The organism is Halomonas cibimaris (genome assembly GCF_039537045.1).
Taxonomy (GTDB): Bacteria; Pseudomonadota; Gammaproteobacteria; order Pseudomonadales; family Halomonadaceae; genus Vreelandella; species Vreelandella cibimaris.
This window is the reverse complement of the sequence record NZ_BAAAZT010000076.1, coordinates 113,547-138,468: the sequence shown is the minus strand read 5'-3', so window position 1 is coordinate 138,468 and position 24,922 is coordinate 113,547. Positions and strand designations below refer to the sequence as shown.

Here is a 24,922-nt window from a genome sequence, read left to right as displayed (position 1 = left end):
TCTGATGGTCATGTTGCCTGCTGGGTGGGGGAGTCGAATGACGGTACTATGCCTGAAGGAACAGCGGGTTGGCGAGTCTCACCCGACGCCACCTGAATAGTTACGAAATTTATACACATCCAGCGCCGCCGCGCTACCCACCACGTCGCCGCTGAAATCAGTGGGCAGCAGATGGCTGCCCACCCAAGGAAGGCTGGGTAGCTCAGAGGGCTCAACATATCGGCTTGAGCCCTTGGCATCGGGATGCGTCGCCTTGAGCGCATGGGTAACGACCTGCAGATGCCCAACGCGCCGCGCGGCATCCTCCAGCCAGTTGGCAGACCTGAACTGCTCCATCAGCGCGTCACGCTTTGGGTCGTCATCCGGTAGTTTTTCCAGCTTTCCCGCCAAACGATCATCAATAAATTCTTGCATAAGCTGGCGAATGTCGCCCACTCTGCCTTCTAGCCTTTGCTCCATAAAACGCATCTCCTCTAATGTTTGGCAAAGCCCAGTGCCGGGTGATATTGCCACTGTGCACCGTCGCTTAGCTCACGCAGCGTTAGCCGGCCAAATTTACGTGCGCAGTCCTCAAGCTCCATATCCTGCGCCTCGGCCAGTTCGGCAAGCGTTGCGAGATAGTCGGCGGTGCCCCAGGGTTGAATTCCCGGGCCATATTCCAGTTCGATGCGCCGAAGATTTTCCTCGCAGGGCACCAGCAGTTCTGGCGCGCGCGGGCGCTCTTTATGAACACGGTACAGGCAGGTCTGCTCGCCGTTTTCATCCGGCAAAAGCACCAGCTCATCCTCGTTGCCCGTACTGTCACGAAACGGCCGCCACTGGCTCATTACCCCGGTAAGGGGAAGACGCGGCATCACAAACCAGCTGTATGCGCCCAGTCTGGGTGCCGGTGCTGCTTGTTCTCTAGCTGCCCTATAGCGCTGACGCTTCAGCTTTGAAAGCTTGGCAATGTCTTCTTCGCTCAGCTCCGGAACAGGCGCCGCATCAGGCGTTTCCGGTACGATAAGCGTCTCTTCCAGCCGCTCGTGTTCCAGGTCTACCAGGTTGTCGCGGGGGGCCAGCGGCTCGCGGGGAACAATCCGCGGGCGCGCGTCTATCACGGCAAACTGCGCCGGCGTCAGCGCTTGCGTGAGCGCGTGATGGTTCAAACGATGGGCATCGGTTTCAAACCCAGGGCGGGTAAACACCGGCCGCCGCCCATCCGGATATTCGAGGGCTTTTACGTTGCGGTTGAGCAGCAGGATGTTGGTGTCTTCCCACATTTCCGGCCGATGGCGACGCACGCGACCGGCCAGCTGAATGAGTGAACGCATAGAAGACGGCTCAACCACGGCCCAGTCATAGTCGTGATCTCGCCCCACTTCGGTGACCGGCGAACCCAGCACTATAAACAGATGATCTTGCGCATCAGAGGCGGCTAAATACCGTTGGATATCCGGGCGATCAAAGACGGCCAGCGGCGTTTTGCGCCGCAGCGTTTGGTCCAGCTGCTGCTCGATGGAGGAGCGCATCAGCAGTGGATATTGCGAATGATAGACGCAAAGACGAATCTGTACGTCTTCCGGCGCGCCAAGCCGATAAAGCGCCTGTGCCACTTCGACCAGTGGTCCAATGTTGGCCATGCGAATCAGTCCGAACGATACGCGCCGGCCACTTTCAAGCTGCGTATGGTTCTGCCGGTGCAGTGCGATGGCGTTATCGCGCAAGTGCCCTGCCAGCTCTTGGCGGATAGCGGCCGGCTGGCGCGATTCGGGCATCCATTCTGCTATTTCGGCTCTGCGACGCACCGCATCCTTGACCAATCGCTGATAGCGCTTGTGGACAAACTGGCGATGCGCTGCTGCAAAGCCGTTGCGATCACTGCAGGCCTCATCCAGTGTGCCGTTTTCATCGAACCATGCGCAGCAAATAGCCGGCGCGCGCTTTCCGGTTTCACCGCGATTACGCTGATAAACCGCACGCCCCGCTCGGTAAGCATCAAACAGCCCGGCAACCAGCGCAGGCGGCAGCGTGGCAGACGATAGCAGGACGCGCGACCCCAGCAGCCCGGCCCAGTTGACCAGCCGCATCAGCGCGGGGAGATCGCTGATATCAAAGTCGTCGATTTCATCGAGCACCAGGTCTGACGTCATCAGCCGCAGCATGGGAGCAATCTGCCCGCCGCCGCGCAGGCTTTCGGTGGCCGGCATCAGATGATCTACGGTGCAGGTAAGTACCGGAGCGGCCAGCAGGCTTTTTACCGTGGGGTCGTGCTCAATACGCTTGAGAATCGGATGGTCAGAAAAATTGCCTTCAAACAGAACGTGGGAATCGTCCGAGAGTAAATCTTGCGCCGACGCCGAACCGGTCCGCTCCGCCTGCGCTTCATAGTGTTCAAACAGTGCACGGCTGGCGCTGCCGCCCACGCGAATAGCCAGCTCGTCCTCACCCAGGTGCATTTGCTGGCGGTAATCGCGGCCGGTTTGCAGCGTCAGCGTGCGCAGCCCCAGCGCAATGGAAAAACGCGCGCCTTTTTCCGGATCTGACAGAGCGTACAGGATGCGGCCGTTCGCCAGCGTTTTGCCGCAGCCGGTTGAGGCCATGTTGATACCGAAAAAGCCCTGCTCACGCGATTTTTCACGCAGCCCTTCGGCTAGATCAAAGGCGCGATCCTGCCAACGAAAGCGCTTGCTCGCACTGCGCTTACGAAAACCTTTATGGCGTGCAAGACGCGGCAGCTGATCGTTCAGCGTTGCCAGGTGGCGAGCATTTTGCTTGGCAAAACGCGCCACGCCCAGCAGATGCGCATCCAATGGTTGGCTGGGCTCACCCGTCTTTCGCTGAGTATTGGCATACAGCGGATAGTCCGGCGCACCGCGCACCCAGTCACTATGCTTTGGATCATGCAGGCTGGAGTAATAGTGATCGGAAAGCATCAGGCACAGCCGGGCCAGATGCATCACGTAAGCGTTATCCAACAGCGGCTCGCTGTAGTTCGGCAGCCGCTTGCGCAACCCTTCTGCTACCCGGGCTGCCTGCTGCTGCCATTTGGGCGTGGCGACCGGCAGCCCAGCGGCCAATCTCCAGTAGGGTGACAACGCTTCGATATTTGTTTCGTGACAGGCTTCATTCCATTGATGCGTCAGCATTCCGGGCAAGTCGGTCATTGCCTCAGCAGTCAGTCCAGTGAGCCTGCCACCCAATCGCTCAGGGTCATCGCCGGGCTTGACGGGCAGACGGTGGTGACTCAGCAATAGCCAGCCCACCGCCTGCGCCAGCGGCGGCAGCGTTTTAAAGGGCGCGGCGCTTTCCGCTCCCAGCCCGTCGCACTCCAAACTTTGTGTCCAGCTGGCAACAAAGTTTTCCGGCGGATGTATCAGCCGCTCAAGCCAGCCGGCATCGTCGTCATTTCCTACAAACGCCTGAAACAGTCGCAGCGACAGCCATTCGTGACGATATAGGTTTTTACCTTCCAACTTCCCCGCCAGCCGAGCCTGAAATGCCTCGGACGCTTTTCCCAGGTCATGCAATAGCCCCGCCAAATGTGCCAACAGCTTTATATCTTCACCGCTGTGCCAATCGTTTTCATCGGCGCGGCGCAAAATATCTCGGCGGGTGGTGTTGGTGGGCACCGCGCCTTGGCTATTGAAGCGGCTGGCATCGCCCACTATCCACATCAGCTCACTGTGGTCGTGGCCGCGAATCCAGTGGCAGGCCACGGCGGTATTTTTGCGCGCTCTTTTTCGCAGCATTTTGCGCAGCGTAATAAGGCCGTCTTGGGTAATGGCCGTTTGCCAAGTGCGCTCGCCACGGCGCTCAGCGAACTGATCGAGAATCCTGCGGGTTTCCTTGAGCGCATTTTTGTTGCACTGAGAAACAATCAGCACGTTCATGTGTTACCGCTCCCAAGATCGATGGCGACTTCTTTTAGCGTATCGATCATGAAGTCCAGCGCCTCGGTGCGGGTCAGCCGTTCGATGCACGCCTGGCGAAACGCTTGCTCTTCGTCACCGCGCATAGCAGAAATAAATGCTTGGGGCAGAATCACTGCGTCCTTGACCAGATCAGCGACATCAAACACCAGCCCGCCGCGGCGGGTCTTGCCGTGGAGCACGGCAAGACCGTGAGGAATACCCAGCACCCAAGTGGCGGTCGCGGCGAGGCCATAGGCCAGATAGTTGCCGTGATCAAGAAAACGGTTGGCCGGGTCAGTGCCTGAGGCCCGCTTGGCGCGGGTAAAGTCACCGTAGTTAACGGCTTGAGCGGAAAGCTTGAATAGCACTTTGGTTAGCCGCGCCTCCAGCGTTAACAGCTCGATAGTGCTGGGCGCCTGCGCAATAGCCGCGCGGTGCTGCGCCAGCACGCCGGTCAGGGTGTCGGAAGACATTACAAAGCCGGCATCACGCAGCGGACGGCTGTGTAGCCACTGCCGTTCAATACGCGCAAGGCGCGCCAGTTGAAAGCGCCGTGCGGCCTCCAGACGCTTGTTATCGTCAAACCAAAAATGCACCCAATACTGCAGATATTCGGTGGGGCGGTATTCACTTTGCGGAGTGAGCCAGGCAACGTCTACATCTACCTCGTTGGCAGCAAACAGCGGCGTGCCGCCGCCGCCGCAAAATCCCACCAGCACGCCGGCTTTGGCCAGCTCGCGCATGGCGGCCTGGGTAATCGAGGTGCCGGTGCCCAGCAGTAGCGACGTGGTATTGGCAATGGGGATATTCCAATAGCGTGATTTGCTGCCCTCATCGGTGACATATTCCACACGCCCGCCGTTGACCAGCACGCGGCAGTGTTGAAGATAGTAAAGATTGGCCCTCTTGGAGTGCAGGATCGTTTTAAGATCCGCCGGGGTTACGTCGTCCATGATATGACTCCCTTTGCATGTCCGACTATCTAAGCATTTCTGCATCTTCCCAGCTATTGACTCGCCTCACCCTTTCGCCGCTCGCTTTCCTACCCCCCAATACGGCTTTTGCCTCCACACAAAAATTGCGCCGTCAATTCCCTCGCTACATTTTGTTATGTTATAACAGTTGCCCCTTTTCACGCTTTCACTCTGCTCGCTTCACCGCGCTTTATGCACGCCACAGGAGGCGCCATGCCTGCACACCGCTCCCGCTCTGCACCGCTCGCCCATCGCCATAACCGCGAGGGGCCGTGCCATTTTTCGCTGATGTCGCTGTCGGCGGTGCGGCGGCTAGCACTCTGCGCTTTGCCGCTTGTGGCGCTGTGGGCGCTGGTGGCGTGGGCAGCGGCATGGGTCTGATGCAAAAAGCCGCAACGCTGCGGCTGGAAAACCTGCACCTGGCCCAGGGGCAGCGCAGTGTGCTGGAAGGCATCAGCGGTGAAATAGCCAGCGGCGCGGTGACCGCGCTGATCGGCGCTAACGGGGCGGGCAAAAGCACGCTGATCAAGGCGCTGATGGGCGAGCTGCGCCCGCTTGCCGGCAAGGTGCACTGCGCAGTACCCCGGGCGCGGCGGGCGTGGCTGCCTCAGCAGCTGGCGCTGGATCTGTCCTTTCCCATGAGCGTTGAAGAGCTGGTGATGACCGGCACCTGGCCCACTCACGGAGCGCTGAAGGGCTACTGCGCGGCGCACTACCGCCAGGGCCGGGACATCATGGCGCGGCTGGGCATTTCCGACGTGGCCCACCGCCCGCTGGGCGAGCTTTCCGGCGGCCAGCGCCAGCGCGCGCTGCTCGGCCGTACGCTGATGCAGCAGGCCAGGCTTTTACTGCTCGATGAGCCCTTTGCCAACGTCGATGCTCAGACGGTGGATATTTTGATTCCGATTATCCGCCAGATGGCCGACGACGGCGCTACGGTCATTGTGGTGCTCCACGACATGGAGCATGTAAAGCGCCTGGCCGATGCTGTGCTGCTGCTGCAGAACGGCACCGGCCAATGGCGCTCTGCTGACGCTGTCGCAGCGTCTCTGCCGGCGGCACACTGCTTCGCGGGAGGTGCCCATGCTTGATCTCCTGCATGCCTGGCTGATTGCGCCGTTCGACTATGGCTTTATGCGCCGGGCGGTAGTCGGCGGGCTGGCGCTGTCGCTTGCCGCACCGCCGCTGGGGGTGTTTTTGGTGCTGCGCGGCATGAGCCTGATCGGCGATGCCATGGCGCATGCCATTTTGCCCGGCGTGGCGCTTGGCTTTTTGCTCGCAGGGTTCTCGCTGCCGGCGATGAGTTTGGGCGGCGCGCTGTTTGGCCTGGCCGTGGCACTGCTGGCCGGGGCGGTGTCGCGGCTGGGCGGCCAGCGTGAAGACGCCGCCATGGCGAGCTTTTTTATTATCTCGCTGGCCGCCGGCGTCATGCTGATCTCGCTGGGCGGCAGCAGCGTGGACTTGACCCATGTGCTGTTCGGCTCGATTCTGGCGATCAATTCCACCGCGCTTGTGCTGATTGCCACGATCACCAGCGTGATTGTGGTGACCCTGGCGATCATTTTTCGCGCGCTGGTCGTGGAATGCCTGGACCCGCTGTTTCTACGCGGCCAGAGCCGGCGCAGCGGCTGGGTGCACAGCATATTTCTGGGGCTTTTGGTGCTGAATCTGACGGCAGGCTTTCAAACGCTGGGCACGCTGATGGCGGTGGGGCTAATGATGCTGCCGGCGACCACGGCGCGCTTTTGGAGCAAGCGGCTGGAAGGGCTGATAGGCATTGCCGTGGTGCTGGCGATGCTGGCCAGCACCGGGGGGCTTTTGCTCTCGTTTCACCTGGACTTGCCCTCGGGGCCGAGCATTATTCTGCTCGCCGGGGCGGGGTATTTTTTCTCGGCGATACTGGGTCGCTATCACAGCCTGGCCGCGCTTTTTCGCCGCCGGGCCGAGCCGCTTCAACGGCATTAACGCCGGCGCGGATCAGGAGATGACATGCGTTTTTCTACGGGTATTCACCGAACGGCCGGCACGGCTCTGGCGGCCGCGCTGCTGTTGGCTCTATTGTCTGTCACCGCGCACTCTTCTGCCCGGGCCGCCGAGCGGGTGTCGGTGGTGGCAAGCTTTGCCATTCTCGCCGACATGGTAAAAAACGTCGGCGGCGAGCACGTCCAGGTCACTTCGCTGATAGGCCCCGGCAGCGATGCCCACAGCTACTCGCCAAGCCCTGGCGATGTGCGCACGCTCTCCCGGGCTCGGCTGGTGGTGTTTAACGGTTTGAACTTCGAGGGTTGGATGGAGCGTCTGCTCGACACCAGCGGCTACGAAGGCACGCGCGTTACCGCTACCCGCGGCATCGCCCCGCTAAGACACGCCGGCCGCCACGGCCATGATGACATCGCTCACGCCGGCAACGTGGACCCTCACGCCTGGCAGGATATTACCCGGGCGAAAACCTACGTGGCCAACATCCGCGACGGGCTGATCAAGGCCGACCCCGGGCGCGCGGCGGCCTATCGGGCCAACGCGGACGCCTACCTCGCCCGGCTGGACAAGGCCGACGCTGATATCCGCCGCCGGCTGGCTGGCATCCCGGCGGATACCGCCGTGATTACCGGCCATGCCTCGTTTGGCTACTTTGCCGATGCCTACGGCCTGCGCTTTCTCGCGCCCGAAGGGCTTGCCACCGCCGCCGCGCCGAGCGCGGCGCGCATGGCCGAACTCATCGAGCAGATCAAGGCAGACAACGTTCAGGCGCTTTTTTACGAGCACATGGCAAGCGCCAGCGCCGTGGATCAGCTGGCCGAGGATACCGGCCTGCGCGTGGCCGGCACGCTATACGCCGGCACCCTGGCACACCAGGGCCCGGCGTCTCACTATCTTGGCATGATGCGCCACAACGCCCGGGTGCTGCACGAGGCGCTGCGCAACTGAGCTGCAGGCTAGTCGCCCTTGGCCGCCATGCGGTCCGCTTGGACAACCTCGATCCAGTAGCCGTCGGGGTCTTTGATGAAGATCACGTCTTGCATCTTGCCCTGGTCGGCGCGCTTGACGAAGGTAACGTCGTGGGCGTCGAACCAGGCCTGAGCCGTTTCCAGGTGGGGAACGCTGATACAGATATGGCCAAAGCCCTGGGGCTCGGCGTTGCCGTCATGATAGGCAAAGTCTTCTTGGCGCTCGGTACCCCAGTTGTGGGTCAGCTCAAGAATCCCGGTCTGTTGAAACGTCCAGGCGGTGCGCGCTTCAACGTCTTCCGGCACGCTACCCGCCTTGTCCACGTGGGCGAGAAAATACAGCGAAAAGCCCATCTCCGCGAAGTCCAGCCGGCGCATGACCTGCATGCCCAGCACGCGCGAATAAAACGAAAGCGACCGCTCGGGATCCTTGATCCGCAGCATGGTGTGGTTCAGACGAAAGCCCTGGGTCTCCGGCGGTGTGGGCATAATGCCCGGATGTGCTTCACCGTGAAATGACATACGCTGTCTCCTTTGGCCTTGTGGGGGTATGGCTTTTCATCCTACTTTAACAGCCGAGCCAACAATCGCTAAGCCAACAATCGCTAAGCCAACAACAGCTGAGCCAACGGGAGATACACATGGCATTACGGCCCCCCGGGCACTGCCTTGACACCCTGCAGGCGCAAACGCCGCTGGTGCACTGCATCACCAATTTTGTGGCGATGAATTCAAGCGCCAATATCTTGCTTGCCCTGGGCGCGTCACCGGCCATGCTCCACGCCCGGGAAGAAGCCGGCGAATTCACCGCGCTGGCAAATGCGCTGTCCATCAATATCGGCACGGTAAGCCCCGACTTCGCCGTCGGCATGCACGACGCGGCACGCATCGCCCGCAAACATCACACGCCCTGGGTGCTCGACCCCGTCGCCGTGGGGGCTACTGCCTACCGCCGGCGCCTGTGCGCCGAGCTGCTGGAGCACGCGCCGACGCTGATTCGCGCCAACGCCTCCGAAATTTTGTGCCTTAGCGGCATGGCAAGCCCCGGGCGCGGCGCCGACAGCACGGCAAGCCCCCACGAAGCCCGTGACGCGGCCATGGCGCTTGCCGACCGCCAGCGCTGCCTGGTGGGCGTAAGCGGCGAGGTGGATCTGATCACCGACGGCCGGCGCACTGCCTATATTCGCGGCGGGCATGCCATGATGCCGCGCATTACCACGCTGGGCTGCGGGCTCTCGGCGACCGCGGCGGCGTTTTTGGGCGTGGCGGACACTACCCCTGAAAGCCGCTTTGACGCGGTGACGGCGGCCTTTGGCTGCTTTGCTTTGGCCGGCGAGCGCGCCGCCGCTCACGCCGCCGGCCCCGGCAGCTTTATTCCGGCATTTCTCGATGCGCTATATCATCTAAGCCCTGAGGCTTTGAACACCCATCTTGCCCTGGAGGTCCATCATGGACTTTGATCTATCCGTTTATTTGGTGACCGACGCTGCGCTGTGCGGCGAGGTTGGCGTTGAACACACCGTGGAAGAGGCCGTGGCCGGCGGTGTGACGGTGGTGCAGCTGCGCGACAAGCACGCCGCAGACGAGGTCATGATCGAACAGGCAAGGCGCTTGAAAGAGGCGCTGGACGACTACGCCGAGCTGCACGGCCGGCGCGTGCCGTTGATCATCAACGACCGGCTGAACGTGGCGCTGGAAAGCGGAGCTGACGGCCTGCACGTGGGCCAAAGCGACACCGCCGCCCGGGATGCCCGCCGCGCCATGGGCGAAGAGGCGATTATCGGGCTTTCACTCAACAGCGCCGAACAGCTGGCGCGCGCACCGCTTGAGGTGCTCGACTACGTAGGGCTGGGGCCGGTGTTTGCCACCCAGAGCAAAAAAGACCACGCCGCGCCCCTGGGCTTCGACGGCCTGATGGCGTTGGCGACAGCCTGTCCGCTGCCCGGCGTTGCCATTGGCGGCATCAAGCCCGTACATATTCAAACAGTCAAGAAAAGCGGCGCCCAAGGCGTAGCCGTGGTCTCGGCGATTTGTGGCCAGCCTTCTCCGCGCCAGGCAGCCGCCGAGCTGGCCGACACCTGGCTGCAAACGCCTGCATGGGGATAAAGCGGCCGGCTTCACATAGCGCCTGATACCGATGCGCTAGCTGGGGCGGCGGTTCAGGCTGGTACGGCGGTCATGGTAGGCAATGGCCAGCCCGCTTGAGATGATCAGCACGCTGCCGGCCAGCACCCAGATATCCGGCAGCTCATCCCAGAACCACCAGCCCAGCAGTACCGCCCAGAGCAGTGCGGTGTAGTCAAACGGGGCGGCAATGGCCGCCGGCGCATAGCGAAAGGCCAGAGTGATAAAGCCGGTAGCGCCCACGCCAAAGATGCCCGCGGCCAGAAAACCCAGCCAGTGCCACGGCTCGGGCGGCTGCCACACCCAGGGCAGCGTGGCCGCGCTGACCAGCACGGGCACCAGAGCAATGTAAAACACCAGCGCCCAAAAACTTTCCCGCCCGCCGTAGCGCCGTGCGGTAATCATGGTCAGCGCGTAGCACACCGCCGCGGCCACCATGGAAAGCGCACCGGCGTTAAAAGCGTCTCCCCCCGGGCGCACCACGATCACTACGCCGATAAAGCCCACCGCTGACGCTGCCAGCACCGGCGGCGCAATGCGCTCGCCAAGCAGCGGCACCGACAGCAGCGTCACAAACAGCGGCGCGACAAACGCAATCGCCGTAGCCTCGGCCAGCGGCAGCAGCGTAAGTCCCAGCACAAAAAAACCCATGGTGCCGGTATAGATCAGCCCGCGCAGCAGGTGAACCCCGGGGCGCCGGGTGCCCAGGGTCCGCAGCCCGCCGCCAAAATGCGCCAGTACAGCGATCAGCGGCAGCGCCACCAGCGTGCGAAAGAAAATGATCTCAAACGGCGAATGCACCTCGCCCAGCCATTTGGCCACGGCGTCCCCCAGCGCCAAAAACAGCACGCCGATGCACATATAGCCGATGCCCTTGAGCGACGGTGTCATTGCCTTCTCCCCGCTACAGACGAGCGTTGACCACCATGCAGTCCATTCCGCTGTCTTTTAGCTGCTGGCAGGCCCGGCGCGCCTGGGACTCGCCCAGCGCTACCAGCCGCGCGCGAAAGACCTGCTGAGGCCCGTTGAGCGGATCGACCGAAACCCGTCCGTTAACGCGCAGCCGGCCCGCGGCCTGATGGGCCAGCCGGCGGGCGCTGGCCGGCTCGCTGAACGCGCCCACCTGAATGCCCCAGCCGCCGGCAGCATCCCCCATGGCGGGGGCAGCGCCGTCCATCAGCGGTTTAAGCGGATCGCCGACATCGGCCGGCGCTTTCGTTTTCACAGCGGCAAGCAGCGGCCGGGAAGTCTCTGCGGGGGCCGGCGGCAAAGCGCCTCCGCCAAAGGCCATGAACTCCCGAGAGAACTGCGTATCCCCCAGCCAGCTGTGCTGATCACGCAGCGCGGCCCGGGCAAAGCTGCGATCGAGCAGGTCGGTCATGTGCTTGTCCCGAGACCGAGAGGTAAATCCGCCCATCACGACCCCGACCATGCGTCGCCCGTCGTGCACGGCCGTTGTCGCCACGTTAAAGCCCGAGGCGCGAATAAAGCCGGTCTTGAGGCCGTCAGCACCCGGATAGTTTTTGACCAGGCGATTATGGCTGGTGTGGGTCGTACCGCGGTAGGTAAAACGCTGCAGGCCGAAGTAGTGATAATACTGGGGAAAGTCGCGCATCACGCGAACGGCCAGGGTCACCAGGTCTCGGGCCGTGGTCGTTTGACGATCATCGGGCAGGCCCGAGGCATTGCGAAAGACGGTGTCACGCATGCCCAGCTCTCGGGCTTTTTGCGTCATCTGCCGGGCAAAGGCGCTTTCACTGCCGCCCAGCGCTTCCGCCAATACCACCGCCACGTCGTTGGCGGACTTGACCGTCAGCGCGCGGATGGCCTTGTCCACGGTGATGCTGCTGCCCTGGGCCAGCCACAGCTTGGAGGCCGGCATGGCAGCCGCCGCCTTGGATACCGCCAGCGGCTGCGCCAGCGCCAGCTCGTCATCTGCAAGCGCCTCAAACGTCAGATACAGCGTCATCATCTTGGTCAGCGAAGCCGGGTAGCGGCGCGCGTCGGCATTTTCCGCATAGAGCACCTCACCGTTGTCCATATCCACCACCATGCCGGCGTAGCGCGGGTTGGCAGCTTGCGCCGCCGCGGTCGCTGCCAGCCAAACGGCGCATACCACGGCCAGCATCAGCGCACCGCGTGCCAGCGTGGGAAAGCGACGGGCGGGCGGCGTAAAAAACGGCATGTATGACATGGTAACTCCCTGGAGGAAAACGGGCGAGGTAGCGGCCAAGCCGAGCCTGTATCTAAACGCAAAAAAACCGGCCGGACAATCCGCGTGGGAAAGTCCGGCCGGTTTTCGCCGTTGGCAGAACAGGCACAGCGCTTAGTCGTCTGCGGCCGCCTCGTCTGCTACGGGACGATCAACAAGCTCAACGTAGGCCATCGGTGCGTTATCGCCGGCGCGGAAACCGCACTTGAGAATACGCACATAGCCGCCCGGGCGCTCGGCGTAGCGCGGGCCGAGCTCGCTAAACAGCTTGCCGACGGTAGCGTTGGACCGGGTGCGGGCAAACGCCAAGCGGCGGTTGGCGACGCTGTCCTGCTTGGCCAGGGTAATCAGCGGCTCGACGACGCGACGCAGCTCCTTGGCCTTGGGCAGGGTTGTCTTGATGATTTCGTGCTCGACCAGCGAGGCCGACATGTTCTTGAACATGGCCTTGCGGTGCGAGCTGGTGCGGTTCAGGTTACCGCCACTCTTACGATGTCGCATGGTTGTGATTCCTTACCAAACTGGGACTTGAGGCGACGCTCACGCGGAGGTCTTGTCGTCCTTCAGGCTAGCGGGCGGCCAGTTTTCCAGCCGCATGCCCAGCGACAAGCCGCGCGCTGCTAGAACATCCTTGATTTCGTTCAAGGACTTTTTGCCGAGGTTGGGTGTTTTCAACAGCTCTACTTCGGTACGCTGAATCAGATCCCCGATGTAGTAGATATTTTCGGCTTTCAGGCAGTTAGCGCTGCGGACGGTCAGCTCAAGATCGTCTACGGGGCGCAGAAGAGTCGGATCGACCTGATCCTCTTCTTCCTCGACTTCCTGCTCTTTGTCGGCTTCCAGGTCGACGAAGGCGGCCAGCTGCTCTTGCAGGATGGTCGCACTGCGGCGAATGGCCTCTTCCGGATCCAGGGTGCCGTCGGTTTCCAGATCGATGATCAGCTTGTCGAGATCGGTACGCTGCTCGACACGCGCGGCCTCGACCGCATAGGAAACGCGACGCACCGGGCTGAAGGTGGCATCCAGCTGCAGGCGGCCAATGGCGCGGGTCTCTTCGTCAGAGTCGCGCACGTCGGCCGGCTCATAGCCACGCCCCAGCGCGACCTTGAGCTGAATATTCAGCTCGGCGCCTTCGTTGACGTGGGCAATGACGTGGTCCGGATTAACGACATCCACGCTGTGATCGAGCGCGATATCGCCAGCGGTAACGACGGCCGGGCCCTGCTTGTTCAGCGAGAGCACCGCCTCGTCGCGGCTGTGCATCTTGATCGCCACATCTTTCAGGTTCAGGAGGATCTCGATAACATCTTCCTGCACCCCTTCAAGCGCACTGTATTCGTGCTCGACGCCTTTGATCTCGGCCTCTACCACGGCAGCGCCGGGCATGGACGAGAGCAGAATGCGACGCAGTGCATTCCCCAGGGTGTGGCCAAAGCCGCGCTCGAACGGTTCAAGCACGATCTTGGCGTGATGGGCGCTGATTTCTTCGACCTTGATGTCGCGAGGACGGAGAAACTCTGTCACTGAACGCTGCATAAAAAGAACACCTTTCAGGCTGCCAAACGGATACGTGGTACTCGACCGCCCGGGCAGATAGCGCCCGGGCGACAAGCAAGCGGTGATGACGCAGCGCTTACTTGGAGTACAGCTCGACGATCAGGTTTTCGTTGATGTCGGCAGACAGGTCACCGCGTTCAGGCAGAGCCTTGAAAGTGCCTTCCATCTTCTTGGCGTCGGTTTCGATCCACGCCACATCGCCGCGGTTGGCCGCAAGCGCCAGCGCGTTTTGAATACGCGCCTGGTTCTTCGCCTTCTCGCGAACGGCAACCACATCGCCCGACTTCACCTGGTAGGAAGCAATATTAACGGTCTTGCCGTTAACGGAAATCGCCTTGTGGCTGACCAGCTGGCGCGCTTCAGAGCGCGTAGCGCCAAAGCCCATGCGGTAGACGACGTTGTCCAGTCGGGTTTCCAGCAGCTGCAGCAGTACTTCACCGGTCGCGCCTTTGACGCGCGCCGCGTGCTTGTAGTAGTTGCGGAACTGCTTTTCGAGTACGCCGTACATGCGGCGCACTTTCTGCTTCTCGCGAAGCTGCAAGCCGTAGTCGGAAAGACGCTGACGGCGCTGGCCGTGCACACCCGGAATCTGCTCGGATTTACACTTCTTCTCGAAGGGAGTCACGCCACTTTTAAGAAAGAGGTCCGTGCCTTCACGACGAGACAGTTTACACTTGGGTCCAATATAACGAGCCATGAATCTGTCTCCTTAAACGCGGCGTTTCTTCGGCGGACGGCAGCCATTGTGGGGAATGGGCGTCGCGTCGGTGATGCTTTGCACGCGGAAGCCGGCGGCATTCAGTGCGCGCACGGCGGATTCACGGCCGGGTCCTGGCCCCTTGACCAGCACGTCGACGTTTTTCACACCATACTCGGCTGCAGCGTTAGCTGCACGTTCACTTGCTACTTGAGCAGCGAACGGGGTGCTCTTGCGAGAACCACGAAAACCCGAACCACCGGCAGTTGCCCAGGAAAGAGCGTTGCCCTGGCGGTCTGTGATCGTCACGATCGTATTGTTAAAAGAGGCGTGGATATGCGCGGTGGCATCCACTACCTGCTTTTTAACCTTCTTGCGGTTATTGCGCGGGTTAGCCATGTTGATGTCTATTCCTGTCTTTACGCCAGAACGTGCGTGTTATTTGCGGATCGGCTTACGCGGGCCCTTGCGGGTACGCGCGTTCGTCTTGGTCCGCTGACCACGCAGCGGAAGACTACGACGATGACGCAGACCACGATAGCAACCCAAGTCCATGAGACGCTTGATGTTCAGCGTCGTATCACGGCGAAGATCGCCTTCTACGGTGTACTTGCCAACTTCGGCACGCAGGGTGTCGACTTCTTCAGAAGACAGCTCCTGAACCTTGGCAGTCGGCGCGATACCCGCGGCGGCACAGATGTCCTGCGCGCGAGTCCGGCCGATCCCGAAGATATAGGTCAGCGAGATCGCCGCATGCTTGTTGTCCGGGATATTGACGCCTGCAATACGGGCCATCAGCTTACTCCGAAATGTGAGCGGCTTGCTCGTTGTTCATCTTAAAAGGCGCGAAAGCATACCCCTTTTATACGCCTTCATGCAACCACGAGGCGAAGGGGTATGCCGGCACCCGCTTGAATTCAGCCCAAGGGTTAGCCCTGGCGCTGCTTGTGCCGCGGTTCGCTGCAAATGACGCGCACGGCGCCGTTACGACGAATAATCTTGCAGTTACGGCACATTTTTTTGACGGAAGCTCGAACTTTCATCGTTCTTTCTCCAATACGGCTGCGTCCAGAACGGCTGCGACGCGCCTTTAGCGCATGATGCCGCCGCTGCCGTAGCCTTTCAGGTTGGACTTCTTCATCACCGAGTCATATTGATGCGACATGAGATGCGACTGCACCTGAGCCATGAAGTCCATGATGACCACGACCACGATCAGAAGCGAGGTACCGCCAAAGAAAAACGGTACGTTCCACGCCACGATGAGGAACTGAGGCATCAGGGAAACGGCAGTGATATACAAGGCACCGAACAGGGTCAGACGCGTCATGACCTTGTCGATATAGCGAGCGGTCTGCTCGCCGGGGCGAATACCCGGCAGAAAAGCGCCTGACTTTTTCAGATTGTCAGCCACATCCTTCGGGTTGAAGACCAGCGCTGTGTAAAAGAAGCAGAAGAATACCACCGCGAGGCCAAAAAGCAAGATGTAAAGCGGCTGGCCCGGGCCCAGGGCCTGGGACGCACGCTGCAGCCATTCCATGCCTTCGCCGGCGCCGACCCACTGGCCGATGGACGCCGGAAAAAGCAGGATGCTTGACGCAAAGATCGCCGGAATAACGCCGGCCATGTTCACTTTCAGCGGCAGATAGCTGCTCTGGCCCGCATACATCTTGTTACCTACCTGGCGCCGCGGGTAGTTCACCTTGAGGCGGCGCTGGCCGCGCTCGATAAACACCACGAACGCCACGGTCGCAATACCCAGTGCCGACAGCGCAAGCAGCGGCAGCACGTTCCAGGCTCCTTCGTTGCGAGCGAGTTCGAACGCCTGCCCCACGGCGCTGGGCAGCCCGGCGACGATACCCGAGAAAATCAGCAGCGAAATACCGTTGCCGATGCCTTTCTCGGTAATCTGTTCGCCAAGCCACATCATAAACACCGCGCCGGCCACAAAGGTAATGACCGCGGTGAAATAAAAGCTAATGTCGGCGCTGTAGGCAATGCCTTGGCTCGCCAGACCCACGGACATACCGATGGCCTGGACGAGAGCCAGTATCACCGTGCCGTAGCGGGTGTACTGACTGATTTTGCGGCGGCCGGCTTCGCCTTCCTTCTTGAGCTGCTCCAGATGGGGCGAAACCGCAGTCATCAGCTGCATGATGATCGACGCCGATATATAGGGCATGATGCCCAGGGCGAGAACACTCATGCGCTCCAGCGCACCGCCTGAAAACATGTTGAACATGCCCAGGATGGTGCCCTGCTGCTCCCTGAACAAGGCAGCAAGCTGGTCAGGATTGATACCGGGAACGGGGATGTGGGCACCGATGCGATACACCACGATGGCGAGAAGCACAAAGCGCAAACGCGCCCAGAGTTCACTCAGTCCGCTACCCGTCGCCGGCATATTTCCTGACTTGGCCATTTAGTCCTCTACCTTGCCGCCGGCGGCTTCGATTGCGGCCCGGGCACCCTTGGTGACCTTGAGACCGCGAACCGTAACCGCCTTGTTCAGTTCGCCGGAAAGGACAACCTTCGCGTGACGCGTGGCATCCTTCAGCACGTTAGCCTGCTTCAGGGTTTCCATCGTGACATCGTCACCGGCCACCTTGGCAAGCTCGGCCAGGCGGACCTCTTCCGAGACCAGCGACTTGGCCGAGGTAAAGCCAAACTTCGGCAGACGACGCTGCAGCGGCATCTGACCGCCTTCAAACCCTGGCTTGACGCTGCCGCCGCTGCGCGATTTGAGGCCTTTATGGCCACGGCCACCGGTCTTGCCCAGACCGGAGCCGATGCCTCGGCCAACACGCTTTTCGGCGTGCTTGGAGCCCTCTGCAGGGCTCAGGGTGTTAAGTTTCATGGATTACTCTCCCTCTACACGCACAAGGTAGTTGACCTTGTGGATCATGCCGCGAACGGCGGGGGTGTCTTCCAGCTCAACCGTATGACCGATACGGCGCAGGCCCAGGCCGGTCATGGTGGCCTTGTGCCGGGTCAAAACGCCGATAGTACTACGGACCTGGGTAACCTTGATCAAAGCTGCCATGTTGAATTACCCCGTGATCGCTTCGACTGACAGGCCACGCTTGGCTGCCACATCGTCCGGCGAGCGCATGCCGGCGAGGCCGTTGACCGTCGCGCGCACTACGTTGACCGGGTTGGTGGAGCCGTAACACTTGGCCAGTACGTCTTGTACACCGGCAATTTCCAGCACGGCGCGCATGGCACCGCCGGCGATGATGCCGGTACCTTCACTTGCCGGCTGCATGTATACCTTGGAGGCGCCGTGACGGGCCTTGACCGGGTACTGCAGCGTGTGGCCAGCGAGGCTGACCTTGACCATGTTGCGACGCGCCTGATCCATCGCTTTCTGGATTGCGACCGGCACTTCACGCGCCTTGCCGCGACCAAAACCGATACGGCCGTTGCCATCGCCGACGACGGTCAGGGCGGTAAAGCCGAAAACACGACCCCCCTTAACCACCTTGGCGACACGGTTGATCTGCACAAGTTTTTCTTGCAGATCACCGTTTTGCTGTTCGTTCTTCGCCATCGTAAAACCCTTTAGAATTCCAGGCCGCCTTCACGAGCGGCGTCGGCCAGCGCCTTGACACGGCCGTGAAACTTGAAACCGGCACGATCAAAGGCTACCTGGGTGATGCCTGCCTGCTTTGCGCGCTCGGCGATCAGCGAGCCGACTTTCGTGGCCGCCTCAACGTTGCCGGTCGCCCCCTCGCGCAGCGCCTTGTCCAGCGTTGATGCGCTAGCCAGCACTTTGCCACCATCCGGCGAGATAACCTGCGCATAGATGTGGCGCGGGGTACGGTTGACGCACAGGCGGAACGCGCCTAGCTCGCGGATCTTGGCGCGAGCGCGGCGGGCACGACGGAGACGGGATTCTTTCTTCGCGTTCATAACCCTGCCTTACTTCTTCTTGGCTTCTTTGCGACGCACCTGCTCGTCGGCGTAGCGCACGCCCTTGCCCTTGTACGGCTCGGGCGGACGGAACGCGCGAATCTCTGCAGCCGCGTGGCCGAGCTTCTGCTTGTCCGCGCTTTTCAGCACGATCACGGTGTTTTTCGGCGTTTCCGCCGTAACCCCGTCAGGCAGTTCATAGTCGACCGGGTGCGAGAAGCCCAGTGAAAGGTTGAGCGTCTGGCCCTTTACTTGGGCACGATAACCGACGCCTACAATTTCGAGGGTCTTGCTAAAGCCCTCGGAGACACCCGTCACCAGGTTTTGTACCAGTGCGCGGGTGGTGCCGGCCATGGCCCAGCTCTTGGCTGATTCGCTCGGAGCGAAGGTCAGCTTGCCGTCTTCTTCCCGGCCAATGACCACATCTGCGTGGATGACCATGGAAAGCGTGCCCTGACTGCCTTTGGCGGTCAGCTGGTCGGCATCAATGCTAACCTCAACGCCGGCGGGTAGTGTAACCGGATATTTCGCTATGCGGGACATTCCAGCCTCCTAGAATACGGTGCAGATGACTTCACCACCGACACCCGCCTGGCGCGCGGCGCGATCGGTCATCACTCCGCTGGAGGTAGTGACGATCGCGATACCCAGACCGTCGGCGACCTTGGGCAGCGTGCTCTTGCCCTTGTACTGGCGCAGAGACGGCTTGGAAGCCCGCTGGATGTGGTCGATAACCGGCTTGCCCTCAAAGTACTTGAGGGACACGGTCAGTTCGGGCTTGCTGTCGCCAGCCACCGCGTAATCGGCGATGTAGCCCTCTTCTTTCAGCACGCGGGCCACTTCAACCTTAAGCTTGGAGGACGGCAGCGTTACCGTCTCCTTGGTGGCCATCTGCGCATTGCGGATACGGGTAAACATATCCGCCAGAGTATCTTGCATGCTCATTTAATGTGCGCTCCTGATGATGCTACGTGGCTTTTACCAGCTGGACTTTTTGAGTCCCGGGACGTTGCCACGCATGGCGGCTTCACGCAGCTTGTTACGGCCAAGGCCGAACTTTTGGTAAACACCGTGAGGACGACCGGTGACGCGGCAGCGGTTGCGCTGGCGTACCGGGCTTGAGTCCCGCGGCAGTTGCTGCAGCTTGAGCTGCGCGTCGAAGCGCTCTTCGTCAGAAGCGTTCACGTCGGTGGTGATCGCCTTGAGCTCGGCGCGCTTGGCCGCGTATTTCTCGACCAGCTTGGCGCGCTTTAGCTCACGCTCTACCATGCTTTTCTTTGCCATGATCCCAACCTTATTTCTTGAACGGGAAGTGCATTGCACGCAGCAGCGCGCGGCCTTCCTCGTCCGTGTTGGCGGTAGTGGTGATGGTGACGTCCATCCCCCGAATGCGATCGATTTTATCATACTCGATCTCCGGGAAGATGATCTGCTCACGCACCCCCATGGAGTAGTTGCCACGACCGTCAAACGACTTCGGGTTGAGACCGCGGAAGTCACGCACGCGCGGAATCGCAATGTTTACCAGACGGTCCAGAAAGTCCCACATGCGCTCAGCGCGCAGCGTGACCTTGATACCGATCGGCCAGCCTTCACGCACTTTAAAGCCTGCAACGGACTTGCGTGCCTTGGTTACCAGCGGCTTTTGCCCGGAAAGCTTTTCCAGATCGCCGATGGCGTTGTCGATCAGCTTTTTATCGCTGACCGCATCCCCGATGCCCATGTTCAAGGTCACTTTCGTGATCCGGGGCACCTGCATTACGTTGGCGTAGCTGAACTCCTCCTGGAGCTTGGCTACGACTTCGTTTTGATAACGTTCTTTCAAGTTGGCCATGTTTACCCCGACACGTTAGGCATCGATCTGCGTCTGCGTCGACTTGTAGATACGTACCTTGGTACCGTCTTCCTTCACCTGGAAGCCGACGCGATCCGCCTTACCGGTCTCCGAATTGAAGATGGCTACGTTGGACGCGTGAATCGGAGCCTCGCGCTCGACGATACCGCCCTGATTTCCCGCCATGGGATTTGGCTTGGTGTGACGCTTGATCATGTTCACACCGGACACCACAAAGCGATTTTCCAGTACTCGCTTGACGGTGCCGCGCTTGCCCTTGTCCTTTCCGGCGAGGACGATGACTTCATCGTCACGTTTGATCTTTTGCATATCCGCCTCGCTCCTTACAGCACTTCAGGCGCCAAGGAAATGATCTTCATGAACTTTTCGTTGCGCAGCTCACGAGTGACCGGCCCGAAAATACGCGTGCCGACCGGCTGTTCGTTGGTGTTTTGCAACAGAACCGCCGCATTTCCATCGAAACGGATCAGCGAACCGTCGGGACGACGGACGCCGCTTTTGGTACGCACCACGACCGCTTTCATGACCTGGCCCTTTTTGACCTTGCCGCGCGGGATCGCTTCACGCACTGAGATTTTGATGATGTCACCGACGCGGGCGTAGCGGCGATGCGAACCGCCCAGCACCTTGATGCACTGCACCCGGCGCGCTCCGCTGTTGTCAGCGACATCCAGCATTGTCTGAGTCTGAATCATCGGTTTTCTCCGAACCTAACCTGACTGCACTGGTGAAACAGCCGCAGGAAATTAACCTTTGGCCTGCTCGACCACTTCGATCAGTGCCCAAGACTTTTTCTTGGACAGCGGACGACATTCCTCAATGGACACCGTGTCGCCGGCCTTGGCCTGGTTCGTTTCGTCGTGGGCGTGCAGCTTAGTGGAGCGCTTAAGGTATTTTCCGTAGATCGGGTGGCGCTCACGGCGCTCGATCATGACAACGATGGACTTGTCCATCTTGTCGCTCACCACCTTGCCGGTGAGCGTACGCGTTTTCTTTTCTTCGGCCATCTCAGTCACCTGCCTTCTCGTTGAGCACAGTCTTCACGCGGGCAATGTCCCGACGGACCTGCTTGAGCAGATGAGTCTGGCTCAGCTGGCCGGTGGCCTTCTGCATGCGCAGGTTAAACTGCTCGCGGAGGAGCTCAAGCAGCTGGTCCTTGAGTTCTCCGGCGGATTTTTCTCGAATTTCTTGGGCTTTCATCACATCACCGTCCGTTTCGCAAAGGTGGTGGATACCGGCATTTTCTGCGCGGCGAGATCGAACGCTTCACGCGCGAGCTCTTCAGAAACGCCTTCAATCTCGTACAGCACCCGACCCGGCTGGATCTGGGCAACCCAGTACTCGACAGAGCCTTTCCCTTTACCCATACGAACTTCGAGCGGCTTTTTGGAAATCGGTTTGTCCGGGAATACGCGGATCCAGATCTTGCCGCCACGCTTGACGTGACGTGTGATCGCACGGCGGCCGGCCTCGATCTGGCGCGCGGTAACGCGGCCGCGACCGGTGGACTTCAGACCGTATTCCCCGAAGCTGATCCGGCTCCCGCGATGCGCCAGGCCACGGTTACGGCCTTTTTGCACCTTGCGAAATTTTAAACGCTTGGGTTGTAACATCGACTCGCTCTCCCCTTACCTGGAACCTTTCTTCTTGGGCGCGTTGCCGGCCGACTGCTTGGCCTTGGCACGTACTTCCTCGATACCGCCGAGGATTTCGCCTTTGAAGATCCACACTTTGACACCGATGATGCCGTAGGTGGTTTGAGCTTCGTACGTGGCGAAGTCGATATCCGCGCGCAGCGTGTGCAGCGGCACGCGACCTTCGCGGTACCATTCGGTCCGTGCGATTTCCGCACCACCCAGGCGACCTGACAGCTGAATCTTGATACCGCCGGCACCCAGACGCATGGAGTTCTGCACCGCACGCTTCATCGCACGACGGAACATCACCCGACGCTCAAGCTGACCGGCAACGTTGGCCGCGACCAGCTTGGCATCCAGCTCCGGCTTGCGAACCTCTTCGATGTTCACATGCACCGGCACGCCCATCAGCTGGGCAAGATCGCGGCGCAGACGGTCAACGTCTTCGCCTTTTTTGCCGATCACAATGCCCGGACGGGCCGTGTGAATGGTGATGCGGGCGTTATTCGCCGGACGCTCGATGTACACATTGCTGACAGAGGCGTTTTTCAGGCGCTCTTCCAGAAAGCTACGCACTTCGAGATCGTTGTTGAGCTTATCGGCATAGGCGCCGCGCTCGGCATACCAGACAGAAGCATGGTCTTTGACAATGCCCAGTCGAATGCCCGTTGGATTGACTTTCTGACCCATCTGGTCGACTCCTACTTCTCGGCTACCTTGACGGTGATGTGGCAGGTGCGCTTCAAGATACGATCCGCGCTGCCCTTGGCGCGCGGCTTGATACGCTTGAGCGTCATGCCCTCATCGACGCAGATGGTCGAGACACGCAGCTCGTCGATATCCATGCCGTTATTTTCTTCCGCGTTTGCAATGGCGGACTGCAGCACTTTCTTGACCAGCGTAGCCGCTTTCTTCGGCGAGAAGGCCAGCAGGTCGAGTGCCTCGGCGACCGGTTTATCGCGCACCTGGTCAGCCACCAAACGGGCCTTTTGGGCGGATAACCGAGCGCCACGCAGCTTAGCTGTGACTTCCATCTCTAATCCTCTCTGGCTTACCGTTTGGCTTTTTTGTCCGCTGCATGCCCGCGATAAAGACGGGTGGCGGCGAACTCGCCCAGTTTGTGACCAACCATTTCCTCGGAGACGTGCACCGGGACGTGTTGGCGACCGTTATGGACTGCAATGGTCAGGCCTACCATGTTGGGCATGACCATCGAACGACGCGACCAGGTCTTGATCGGTTTGCGATCGTTCTTCTCCGCTGCAGTCTCGACCTTCTTCAAAAGATGAAGGTCAATGAAGGGACCTTTCTTTAGTGAACGTGGCACAGCCGTTACCTCTTGATGTCTTGGCGTGGGATATTACTTCCGGGCCTTGCGGCGACGAACGATCAGCGCATCGGTGCGCTTGTTCTTGCGGGTTTTGTACCCCTTCGTCGGCACGCCCCAGGGAGTAACCGGGTGACGACCGCCGCTTGAGCGACCTTCACCACCGCCGTGCGGGTGATCGATGGGGTTCATCGCCACGCCGCGAACGGACGGACGCACGCCCCGCCAGCGCTTCGCACCGGCCTTGCCAAGTTGACGCAGGCTGTGCTCGGAGTTGCTCACTTGCCCCAGGGTCGCACGGCATTCGGCCAGCACCTTGCGCGTTTCGCCGGAGCGAAGACGCAGCGTGACGTAGTTGCCTTCGCGGGCAACCAGCTGAGCGCTGGTGCCGGCACTGCGAGCCATCTGTGCGCCTTTACCCGGCTTGAGCTCGACACCGTGAACGGTGGAACCCAGCGGAATGTTGCGCAGCGGCAAGGCATTGCCTTTCTTGATGGGCGCGTTGACACCGGATTCCAGCACGTCACCGGCGCTTACGCCGCGCGGTGCAATGATGTAACGGCGCTCACCGTCGGCATACTTCAACAGCGCAATGTGCGCGCTGCGGTTCGGATCGTATTCAATGCGCTCAACGGTGGCGGGAACGCCATCCTTGGTGCGCTTGAAGTCGATCAGCCGGTAGTGGTGACGGTGGCCACCACCAATGTGACGGCTGGTGATACGACCGTTGTTGTTACGACCGCCGGTCTTGGACTGCTTTTCCAGAAGCGGCGCATAGGCGCGGCCCTTGTGCAGCGTTTCGCTCACGACCTTGATGACGTGGCGACGACCGGAGGATGTGGGTTTGGTCTTGACGATTGCCATTGTCCGTACTCCTGCCCTTATTCGGCGCCAGCGAAGTCTTCGAGCGTTTCGCCCGCAGCCAGGGTTACATACGCCTTGCGATACCCTTTACGCATGCCAACGCCGTGTGCCGTACGCTTGGTTTTGCCCTTGACGTTCAATGCTTGAACGCTTTCGACTTTCTTGCCGAAAACGGCTTCCACAGCCTTTTTGATCTCGGGCTTGGTAGCGTCGCTCGCCACCTTGAAAACGTACTGATTGCGCTCTGCTGCCATCGCGGCCTTTTCGGTCACGTGCGGCCCAAGCAGAACCTTGAATACGCGTTCCTGGTTCATGCCAGCTTCTCCTCGAATTTACGCAGGGCGGAGACGGTGACCAGGACCTTGTCAAAAGCGACCAGGCTCACCGGGTCAGCGGCTGCAACGTCTACCACATCTACGTGGGGGAGGTTGCGCGCGGCCAGATAAAGCTTCTCATCGACGTCTTCGGTGACGATCAGCGCTTTCTCCAGATCAAGCTCTTTAAGCTTGGCGGCGACCTGCTTGGTCTTGGGCGCATCGACAGCGAACTCTTCCACTACGACCAGGCGCTCCTGGCGTACAAGTTCAGACAGGATGGAACGCATCGCGGCGCGATACATCTTGCGGTTCACCTTCTGAGCGTGGTCCTGGGGACGCGCCGCAAAGGTAGTACCGCCGGCACGCCAGATCGGCGAGCGGATGGTGCCGGCGCGTGCGCGACCGGTGCCCTTCTGGCGCCACGGCTTCTTGCCGCCGCCACGCACGTCAGAACGGTTCTTCTGTGCACGAGTGCCCTGGCGGCCGCCGGCGAGATACGCCGTGACAACCTGGTGAACCAGCGCCTCGTTGAAGTCTTTGCCAAAGGTGGCGTCGGCTACTTCGACGGTACCCGCGCCTGCAGCAAGATTCAGATTCATCGGTAT

General features: G+C 60.7%; 38 protein-coding genes. 6 read left to right on the top strand and 32 right to left on the bottom strand.

What is annotated here, in order from left to right:
• Positions 1-78 precede the first annotated feature (78 nt).
• Genes ABD654_RS11050 through cas1f form a run of 3 tightly spaced genes read right to left on the bottom strand, consistent with a single transcriptional unit; the run spans position 79 to position 4,846 of the window.
• Positions 79-468, bottom strand: a complete 390-nt coding sequence (locus ABD654_RS11050) for a type I-F CRISPR-associated protein Csy1 (RefSeq protein WP_344704936.1) — start codon at positions 466-468, stop codon at positions 79-81.
• A 5-nt stretch (positions 469-473) separates the two neighbouring features.
• Complete coding sequence (cas3f, locus tag ABD654_RS11045; RefSeq protein WP_344704935.1) at positions 474-3,872, bottom strand: type I-F CRISPR-associated helicase Cas3f; 3,399 nt, start codon at positions 3,870-3,872, stop codon at positions 474-476.
• Positions 3,869-4,846, bottom strand: coding sequence for a type I-F CRISPR-associated endonuclease Cas1f (gene cas1f, locus ABD654_RS11040; RefSeq protein WP_344704934.1), 978 nt, complete (start codon positions 4,844-4,846; stop codon positions 3,869-3,871). Before cas1f ends, cas3f begins: the two co-directional genes overlap by 4 nt.
• A 234-nt stretch (positions 4,847-5,080) precedes the next feature.
• On the opposite strand from cas1f, the gene ABD654_RS11035 reads away from it, so the two are divergent.
• The 4 genes from ABD654_RS11035 to ABD654_RS11020 are packed head-to-tail and all read left to right on the top strand — an operon-like array spanning position 5,081 to position 7,795.
• Positions 5,081-5,248, top strand: coding sequence for a hypothetical protein (locus tag ABD654_RS11035; protein WP_344704933.1), 168 nt, complete (start codon positions 5,081-5,083; stop codon positions 5,246-5,248).
• The gene (locus tag ABD654_RS11030; RefSeq protein WP_344704942.1) at positions 5,248-5,958 is read left to right on the top strand and encodes a metal ABC transporter ATP-binding protein; all 711 of its coding nucleotides are present in this window, start codon (positions 5,248-5,250) and stop codon (positions 5,956-5,958) included. Before ABD654_RS11035 ends, ABD654_RS11030 begins: the two co-directional genes overlap by 1 nt.
• Complete coding sequence (locus ABD654_RS11025) at positions 5,951-6,832, top strand: metal ABC transporter permease (RefSeq protein WP_344704932.1); 882 nt, start codon at positions 5,951-5,953, stop codon at positions 6,830-6,832. Before ABD654_RS11030 ends, ABD654_RS11025 begins: the two co-directional genes overlap by 8 nt.
• Positions 6,833-6,856: 24 nt before the next feature.
• Positions 6,857-7,795: a metal ABC transporter solute-binding protein, Zn/Mn family gene (locus ABD654_RS11020; protein ID WP_344704931.1), complete on the top strand. Its 939-nt coding sequence runs from the start codon at positions 6,857-6,859 to the stop codon at positions 7,793-7,795.
• Positions 7,796-7,803: 8 nt separating this feature from the next.
• Here ABD654_RS11020 and gloA read toward each other — a convergent pair whose 3' ends face one another.
• Positions 7,804-8,337, bottom strand: coding sequence for a lactoylglutathione lyase (gloA, locus tag ABD654_RS11015; protein WP_344704930.1), 534 nt, complete (start codon positions 8,335-8,337; stop codon positions 7,804-7,806).
• 119 nt (positions 8,338-8,456) lie between these two features.
• Here gloA and thiM point away from each other — a divergent pair, with 119 nt between their 5' ends.
• Positions 8,457-9,275 carry a hydroxyethylthiazole kinase gene (thiM, locus tag ABD654_RS11010; RefSeq protein ID WP_344704929.1) on the top strand — a complete coding sequence of 273 codons (819 nt, stop codon included), beginning with the start codon at positions 8,457-8,459 and terminating at the stop codon, positions 9,273-9,275.
• A complete protein-coding gene (gene thiE / locus ABD654_RS11005; RefSeq protein WP_344704928.1) occupies positions 9,265-9,921 on the top strand; it encodes a thiamine phosphate synthase in 657 nt (218 codons plus the stop codon). Before thiM ends, thiE begins: the two co-directional genes overlap by 11 nt.
• A 36-nt stretch (positions 9,922-9,957) precedes the next feature.
• Here the strand turns inward: thiE and ABD654_RS11000 are convergent, their stop codons facing one another.
• The 28 genes from ABD654_RS11000 to rplD form a co-directional block, all read right to left on the bottom strand.
• Entirely contained in the window at positions 9,958-10,830 is an 873-nt protein-coding gene (locus ABD654_RS11000; protein WP_344704927.1) for a DMT family transporter, read from the bottom strand.
• Between the two features lie 13 nt (positions 10,831-10,843).
• A complete protein-coding gene (locus ABD654_RS10995; RefSeq protein WP_344704941.1) occupies positions 10,844-12,067 on the bottom strand; it encodes a serine hydrolase in 1,224 nt (407 codons plus the stop codon).
• Between the two features lie 198 nt (positions 12,068-12,265).
• Positions 12,266-12,652, bottom strand: a complete 387-nt coding sequence (gene rplQ / locus ABD654_RS10990; protein WP_344704926.1) for a 50S ribosomal protein L17 — start codon at positions 12,650-12,652, stop codon at positions 12,266-12,268.
• Positions 12,653-12,691: 39 nt separating this feature from the next.
• Positions 12,692-13,687, bottom strand: a complete 996-nt coding sequence (locus ABD654_RS10985; protein WP_344704925.1) for a DNA-directed RNA polymerase subunit alpha — start codon at positions 13,685-13,687, stop codon at positions 12,692-12,694.
• A 97-nt stretch (positions 13,688-13,784) separates the two neighbouring features.
• Positions 13,785-14,405 (bottom strand): 30S ribosomal protein S4, encoded by a 621-nt coding sequence (gene rpsD, locus ABD654_RS10980; RefSeq protein ID WP_344704924.1) that lies wholly within the window; start codon positions 14,403-14,405, stop codon positions 13,785-13,787.
• 12 nt (positions 14,406-14,417) lie between these two features.
• Positions 14,418-14,804 carry a 30S ribosomal protein S11 gene (gene rpsK, locus ABD654_RS10975; protein WP_344704923.1) on the bottom strand — a complete coding sequence of 129 codons (387 nt, stop codon included), beginning with the start codon at positions 14,802-14,804 and terminating at the stop codon, positions 14,418-14,420.
• 39 nt (positions 14,805-14,843) lie between these two features.
• A complete protein-coding gene (rpsM, locus tag ABD654_RS10970) occupies positions 14,844-15,200 on the bottom strand; it encodes a 30S ribosomal protein S13 (protein WP_344704922.1) in 357 nt (118 codons plus the stop codon).
• A gap of 134 nt (positions 15,201-15,334) precedes the next feature.
• Entirely contained in the window at positions 15,335-15,448 is a 114-nt protein-coding gene (gene rpmJ / locus ABD654_RS10965) for a 50S ribosomal protein L36 (protein ID WP_008959154.1), read from the bottom strand.
• 47 nt (positions 15,449-15,495) lie between these two features.
• Positions 15,496-16,827 (bottom strand): preprotein translocase subunit SecY, encoded by a 1,332-nt coding sequence (secY, locus tag ABD654_RS10960; RefSeq protein ID WP_344704921.1) that lies wholly within the window; start codon positions 16,825-16,827, stop codon positions 15,496-15,498.
• Positions 16,828-17,262 carry a 50S ribosomal protein L15 gene (rplO, locus tag ABD654_RS10955; protein WP_344704920.1) on the bottom strand — a complete coding sequence of 145 codons (435 nt, stop codon included), beginning with the start codon at positions 17,260-17,262 and terminating at the stop codon, positions 16,828-16,830.
• 3 nt (positions 17,263-17,265) lie between these two features.
• Positions 17,266-17,448: a 50S ribosomal protein L30 gene (gene rpmD / locus ABD654_RS10950; protein WP_344704919.1), complete on the bottom strand. Its 183-nt coding sequence runs from the start codon at positions 17,446-17,448 to the stop codon at positions 17,266-17,268.
• A gap of 6 nt (positions 17,449-17,454) precedes the next feature.
• A complete protein-coding gene (rpsE, locus tag ABD654_RS10945) occupies positions 17,455-17,955 on the bottom strand; it encodes a 30S ribosomal protein S5 (protein ID WP_344704918.1) in 501 nt (166 codons plus the stop codon).
• Between the two features lie 11 nt (positions 17,956-17,966).
• Positions 17,967-18,317 carry a 50S ribosomal protein L18 gene (gene rplR, locus ABD654_RS10940; RefSeq protein WP_344704917.1) on the bottom strand — a complete coding sequence of 117 codons (351 nt, stop codon included), beginning with the start codon at positions 18,315-18,317 and terminating at the stop codon, positions 17,967-17,969.
• A gap of 9 nt (positions 18,318-18,326) precedes the next feature.
• Positions 18,327-18,860 carry a 50S ribosomal protein L6 gene (gene rplF, locus ABD654_RS10935; RefSeq protein ID WP_344704916.1) on the bottom strand — a complete coding sequence of 178 codons (534 nt, stop codon included), beginning with the start codon at positions 18,858-18,860 and terminating at the stop codon, positions 18,327-18,329.
• 9 nt (positions 18,861-18,869) lie between these two features.
• A complete protein-coding gene (gene rpsH / locus ABD654_RS10930; protein ID WP_344704915.1) occupies positions 18,870-19,262 on the bottom strand; it encodes a 30S ribosomal protein S8 in 393 nt (130 codons plus the stop codon).
• Positions 19,263-19,295: 33 nt separating this feature from the next.
• Positions 19,296-19,601, bottom strand: coding sequence for a 30S ribosomal protein S14 (rpsN, locus tag ABD654_RS10925; protein ID WP_344704914.1), 306 nt, complete (start codon positions 19,599-19,601; stop codon positions 19,296-19,298).
• Between the two features lie 10 nt (positions 19,602-19,611).
• Positions 19,612-20,151 (bottom strand): 50S ribosomal protein L5, encoded by a 540-nt coding sequence (rplE, locus tag ABD654_RS10920; RefSeq protein ID WP_344704913.1) that lies wholly within the window; start codon positions 20,149-20,151, stop codon positions 19,612-19,614.
• Positions 20,152-20,166: 15 nt separating this feature from the next.
• On the bottom strand, positions 20,167-20,481 hold the full coding sequence (gene rplX / locus ABD654_RS10915; RefSeq protein ID WP_344704912.1) for a 50S ribosomal protein L24: 315 nt from the start codon (positions 20,479-20,481) through the stop codon (positions 20,167-20,169).
• Between the two features lie 14 nt (positions 20,482-20,495).
• Positions 20,496-20,867, bottom strand: coding sequence for a 50S ribosomal protein L14 (gene rplN, locus ABD654_RS10910; protein ID WP_344704911.1), 372 nt, complete (start codon positions 20,865-20,867; stop codon positions 20,496-20,498).
• A gap of 51 nt (positions 20,868-20,918) precedes the next feature.
• A complete protein-coding gene (gene rpsQ, locus ABD654_RS10905; protein ID WP_344704940.1) occupies positions 20,919-21,179 on the bottom strand; it encodes a 30S ribosomal protein S17 in 261 nt (86 codons plus the stop codon).
• A gap of 1 nt (position 21,180) precedes the next feature.
• Positions 21,181-21,372, bottom strand: coding sequence for a 50S ribosomal protein L29 (gene rpmC, locus ABD654_RS10900; protein WP_017429482.1), 192 nt, complete (start codon positions 21,370-21,372; stop codon positions 21,181-21,183).
• The gene (gene rplP, locus ABD654_RS10895; RefSeq protein ID WP_344704910.1) at positions 21,372-21,785 is read right to left on the bottom strand and encodes a 50S ribosomal protein L16; all 414 of its coding nucleotides are present in this window, start codon (positions 21,783-21,785) and stop codon (positions 21,372-21,374) included. Before rplP ends, rpmC begins: the two co-directional genes overlap by 1 nt.
• Before the next feature lie 15 nt (positions 21,786-21,800).
• Positions 21,801-22,499, bottom strand: coding sequence for a 30S ribosomal protein S3 (gene rpsC, locus ABD654_RS10890; RefSeq protein ID WP_344704909.1), 699 nt, complete (start codon positions 22,497-22,499; stop codon positions 21,801-21,803).
• Positions 22,500-22,510: 11 nt separating this feature from the next.
• Positions 22,511-22,843 carry a 50S ribosomal protein L22 gene (gene rplV, locus ABD654_RS10885; RefSeq protein WP_344704908.1) on the bottom strand — a complete coding sequence of 111 codons (333 nt, stop codon included), beginning with the start codon at positions 22,841-22,843 and terminating at the stop codon, positions 22,511-22,513.
• A 17-nt stretch (positions 22,844-22,860) separates the two neighbouring features.
• Complete coding sequence (gene rpsS, locus ABD654_RS10880; protein WP_344704907.1) at positions 22,861-23,136, bottom strand: 30S ribosomal protein S19; 276 nt, start codon at positions 23,134-23,136, stop codon at positions 22,861-22,863.
• 33 nt (positions 23,137-23,169) lie between these two features.
• Complete coding sequence (rplB, locus tag ABD654_RS10875) at positions 23,170-24,000, bottom strand: 50S ribosomal protein L2 (RefSeq protein WP_344704906.1); 831 nt, start codon at positions 23,998-24,000, stop codon at positions 23,170-23,172.
• A gap of 17 nt (positions 24,001-24,017) precedes the next feature.
• Positions 24,018-24,314, bottom strand: coding sequence for a 50S ribosomal protein L23 (rplW, locus tag ABD654_RS10870; RefSeq protein WP_344704905.1), 297 nt, complete (start codon positions 24,312-24,314; stop codon positions 24,018-24,020).
• Entirely contained in the window at positions 24,311-24,916 is a 606-nt protein-coding gene (rplD, locus tag ABD654_RS10865; protein WP_344704904.1) for a 50S ribosomal protein L4, read from the bottom strand. The genes rplW and rplD overlap by 4 nt, the downstream gene beginning before the upstream one ends.
• Positions 24,917-24,922 lie beyond the last annotated feature (6 nt).

Coding starts and splice junctions, on each gene's coding strand:
- secY (WP_344704921.1), bottom strand. CDS start 16,827: ATGGCCAAGTCAGGAAATATGCCGGCGACGGGTAGCGGACTGAGTGAA.
- rplR (WP_344704917.1), bottom strand. CDS start 18,317: ATGAACGCGAAGAAAGAATCCCGTCTCCGTCGTGCCCGCCGCGCTCGC.
- rpsE (WP_344704918.1), bottom strand. CDS start 17,955: ATGGCGAAGAACGAACAGCAAAACGGTGATCTGCAAGAAAAACTTGTG.
- rpmJ (WP_008959154.1), bottom strand. CDS start 15,448: ATGAAAGTTCGAGCTTCCGTCAAAAAAATGTGCCGTAACTGCAAGATT.
- rpsN (WP_344704914.1), bottom strand. CDS start 19,601: ATGGCAAAGAAAAGCATGGTAGAGCGTGAGCTAAAGCGCGCCAAGCTG.
- rplN (WP_344704911.1), bottom strand. CDS start 20,867: ATGATTCAGACTCAGACAATGCTGGATGTCGCTGACAACAGCGGAGCG.
- rplD (WP_344704904.1), bottom strand. CDS start 24,916: ATGAATCTGAATCTTGCTGCAGGCGCGGGTACCGTCGAAGTAGCCGAC.
- ABD654_RS11030 (WP_344704942.1), top strand. CDS start 5,248: ATGCAAAAAGCCGCAACGCTGCGGCTGGAAAACCTGCACCTGGCCCAG.
- rplQ (WP_344704926.1), bottom strand. CDS start 12,652: ATGCGACATCGTAAGAGTGGCGGTAACCTGAACCGCACCAGCTCGCAC.
- rplO (WP_344704920.1), bottom strand. CDS start 17,262: ATGAAACTTAACACCCTGAGCCCTGCAGAGGGCTCCAAGCACGCCGAA.
- ABD654_RS10995 (WP_344704941.1), bottom strand. CDS start 12,067: ATGCTGGCCGTGGTATGCGCCGTTTGGCTGGCAGCGACCGCGGCGGCG.
- rplP (WP_344704910.1), bottom strand. CDS start 21,785: ATGTTACAACCCAAGCGTTTAAAATTTCGCAAGGTGCAAAAAGGCCGT.
- thiM (WP_344704929.1), top strand. CDS start 8,457: ATGGCATTACGGCCCCCCGGGCACTGCCTTGACACCCTGCAGGCGCAA.
- ABD654_RS11025 (WP_344704932.1), top strand. CDS start 5,951: ATGCTTGATCTCCTGCATGCCTGGCTGATTGCGCCGTTCGACTATGGC.
- rpmC (WP_017429482.1), bottom strand. CDS start 21,372: ATGAAAGCCCAAGAAATTCGAGAAAAATCCGCCGGAGAACTCAAGGAC.
- rplB (WP_344704906.1), bottom strand. CDS start 24,000: ATGGCAATCGTCAAGACCAAACCCACATCCTCCGGTCGTCGCCACGTC.
- rplE (WP_344704913.1), bottom strand. CDS start 20,151: ATGGCCAACTTGAAAGAACGTTATCAAAACGAAGTCGTAGCCAAGCTC.
- rpsC (WP_344704909.1), bottom strand. CDS start 22,499: ATGGGTCAGAAAGTCAATCCAACGGGCATTCGACTGGGCATTGTCAAA.
- cas3f (WP_344704935.1), bottom strand. CDS start 3,872: ATGAACGTGCTGATTGTTTCTCAGTGCAACAAAAATGCGCTCAAGGAA.
- rplX (WP_344704912.1), bottom strand. CDS start 20,481: ATGCAAAAGATCAAACGTGACGATGAAGTCATCGTCCTCGCCGGAAAG.
- ABD654_RS11000 (WP_344704927.1), bottom strand. CDS start 10,830: ATGACACCGTCGCTCAAGGGCATCGGCTATATGTGCATCGGCGTGCTG.
- rpsD (WP_344704924.1), bottom strand. CDS start 14,405: ATGGCTCGTTATATTGGACCCAAGTGTAAACTGTCTCGTCGTGAAGGC.
- ABD654_RS10985 (WP_344704925.1), bottom strand. CDS start 13,687: ATGCAGCGTTCAGTGACAGAGTTTCTCCGTCCTCGCGACATCAAGGTC.
- rpmD (WP_344704919.1), bottom strand. CDS start 17,448: ATGGCAGCTTTGATCAAGGTTACCCAGGTCCGTAGTACTATCGGCGTT.
- ABD654_RS11035 (WP_344704933.1), top strand. CDS start 5,081: ATGCCTGCACACCGCTCCCGCTCTGCACCGCTCGCCCATCGCCATAAC.
- thiE (WP_344704928.1), top strand. CDS start 9,265: ATGGACTTTGATCTATCCGTTTATTTGGTGACCGACGCTGCGCTGTGC.
- ABD654_RS11050 (WP_344704936.1), bottom strand. CDS start 468: ATGCGTTTTATGGAGCAAAGGCTAGAAGGCAGAGTGGGCGACATTCGC.
- rplW (WP_344704905.1), bottom strand. CDS start 24,314: ATGAACCAGGAACGCGTATTCAAGGTTCTGCTTGGGCCGCACGTGACC.
- rpsQ (WP_344704940.1), bottom strand. CDS start 21,179: ATGGCCGAAGAAAAGAAAACGCGTACGCTCACCGGCAAGGTGGTGAGC.
- rplV (WP_344704908.1), bottom strand. CDS start 22,843: ATGGAAGTCACAGCTAAGCTGCGTGGCGCTCGGTTATCCGCCCAAAAG.
- rplF (WP_344704916.1), bottom strand. CDS start 18,860: ATGTCCCGCATAGCGAAATATCCGGTTACACTACCCGCCGGCGTTGAG.
- rpsK (WP_344704923.1), bottom strand. CDS start 14,804: ATGGCTAACCCGCGCAATAACCGCAAGAAGGTTAAAAAGCAGGTAGTG.
- gloA (WP_344704930.1), bottom strand. CDS start 8,337: ATGTCATTTCACGGTGAAGCACATCCGGGCATTATGCCCACACCGCCG.
- rpsM (WP_344704922.1), bottom strand. CDS start 15,200: ATGGCCCGTATTGCAGGCGTCAATATCCCGGACAACAAGCATGCGGCG.
- ABD654_RS11020 (WP_344704931.1), top strand. CDS start 6,857: ATGCGTTTTTCTACGGGTATTCACCGAACGGCCGGCACGGCTCTGGCG.
- rpsH (WP_344704915.1), bottom strand. CDS start 19,262: ATGAGCATGCAAGATACTCTGGCGGATATGTTTACCCGTATCCGCAAT.
- cas1f (WP_344704934.1), bottom strand. CDS start 4,846: ATGGACGACGTAACCCCGGCGGATCTTAAAACGATCCTGCACTCCAAG.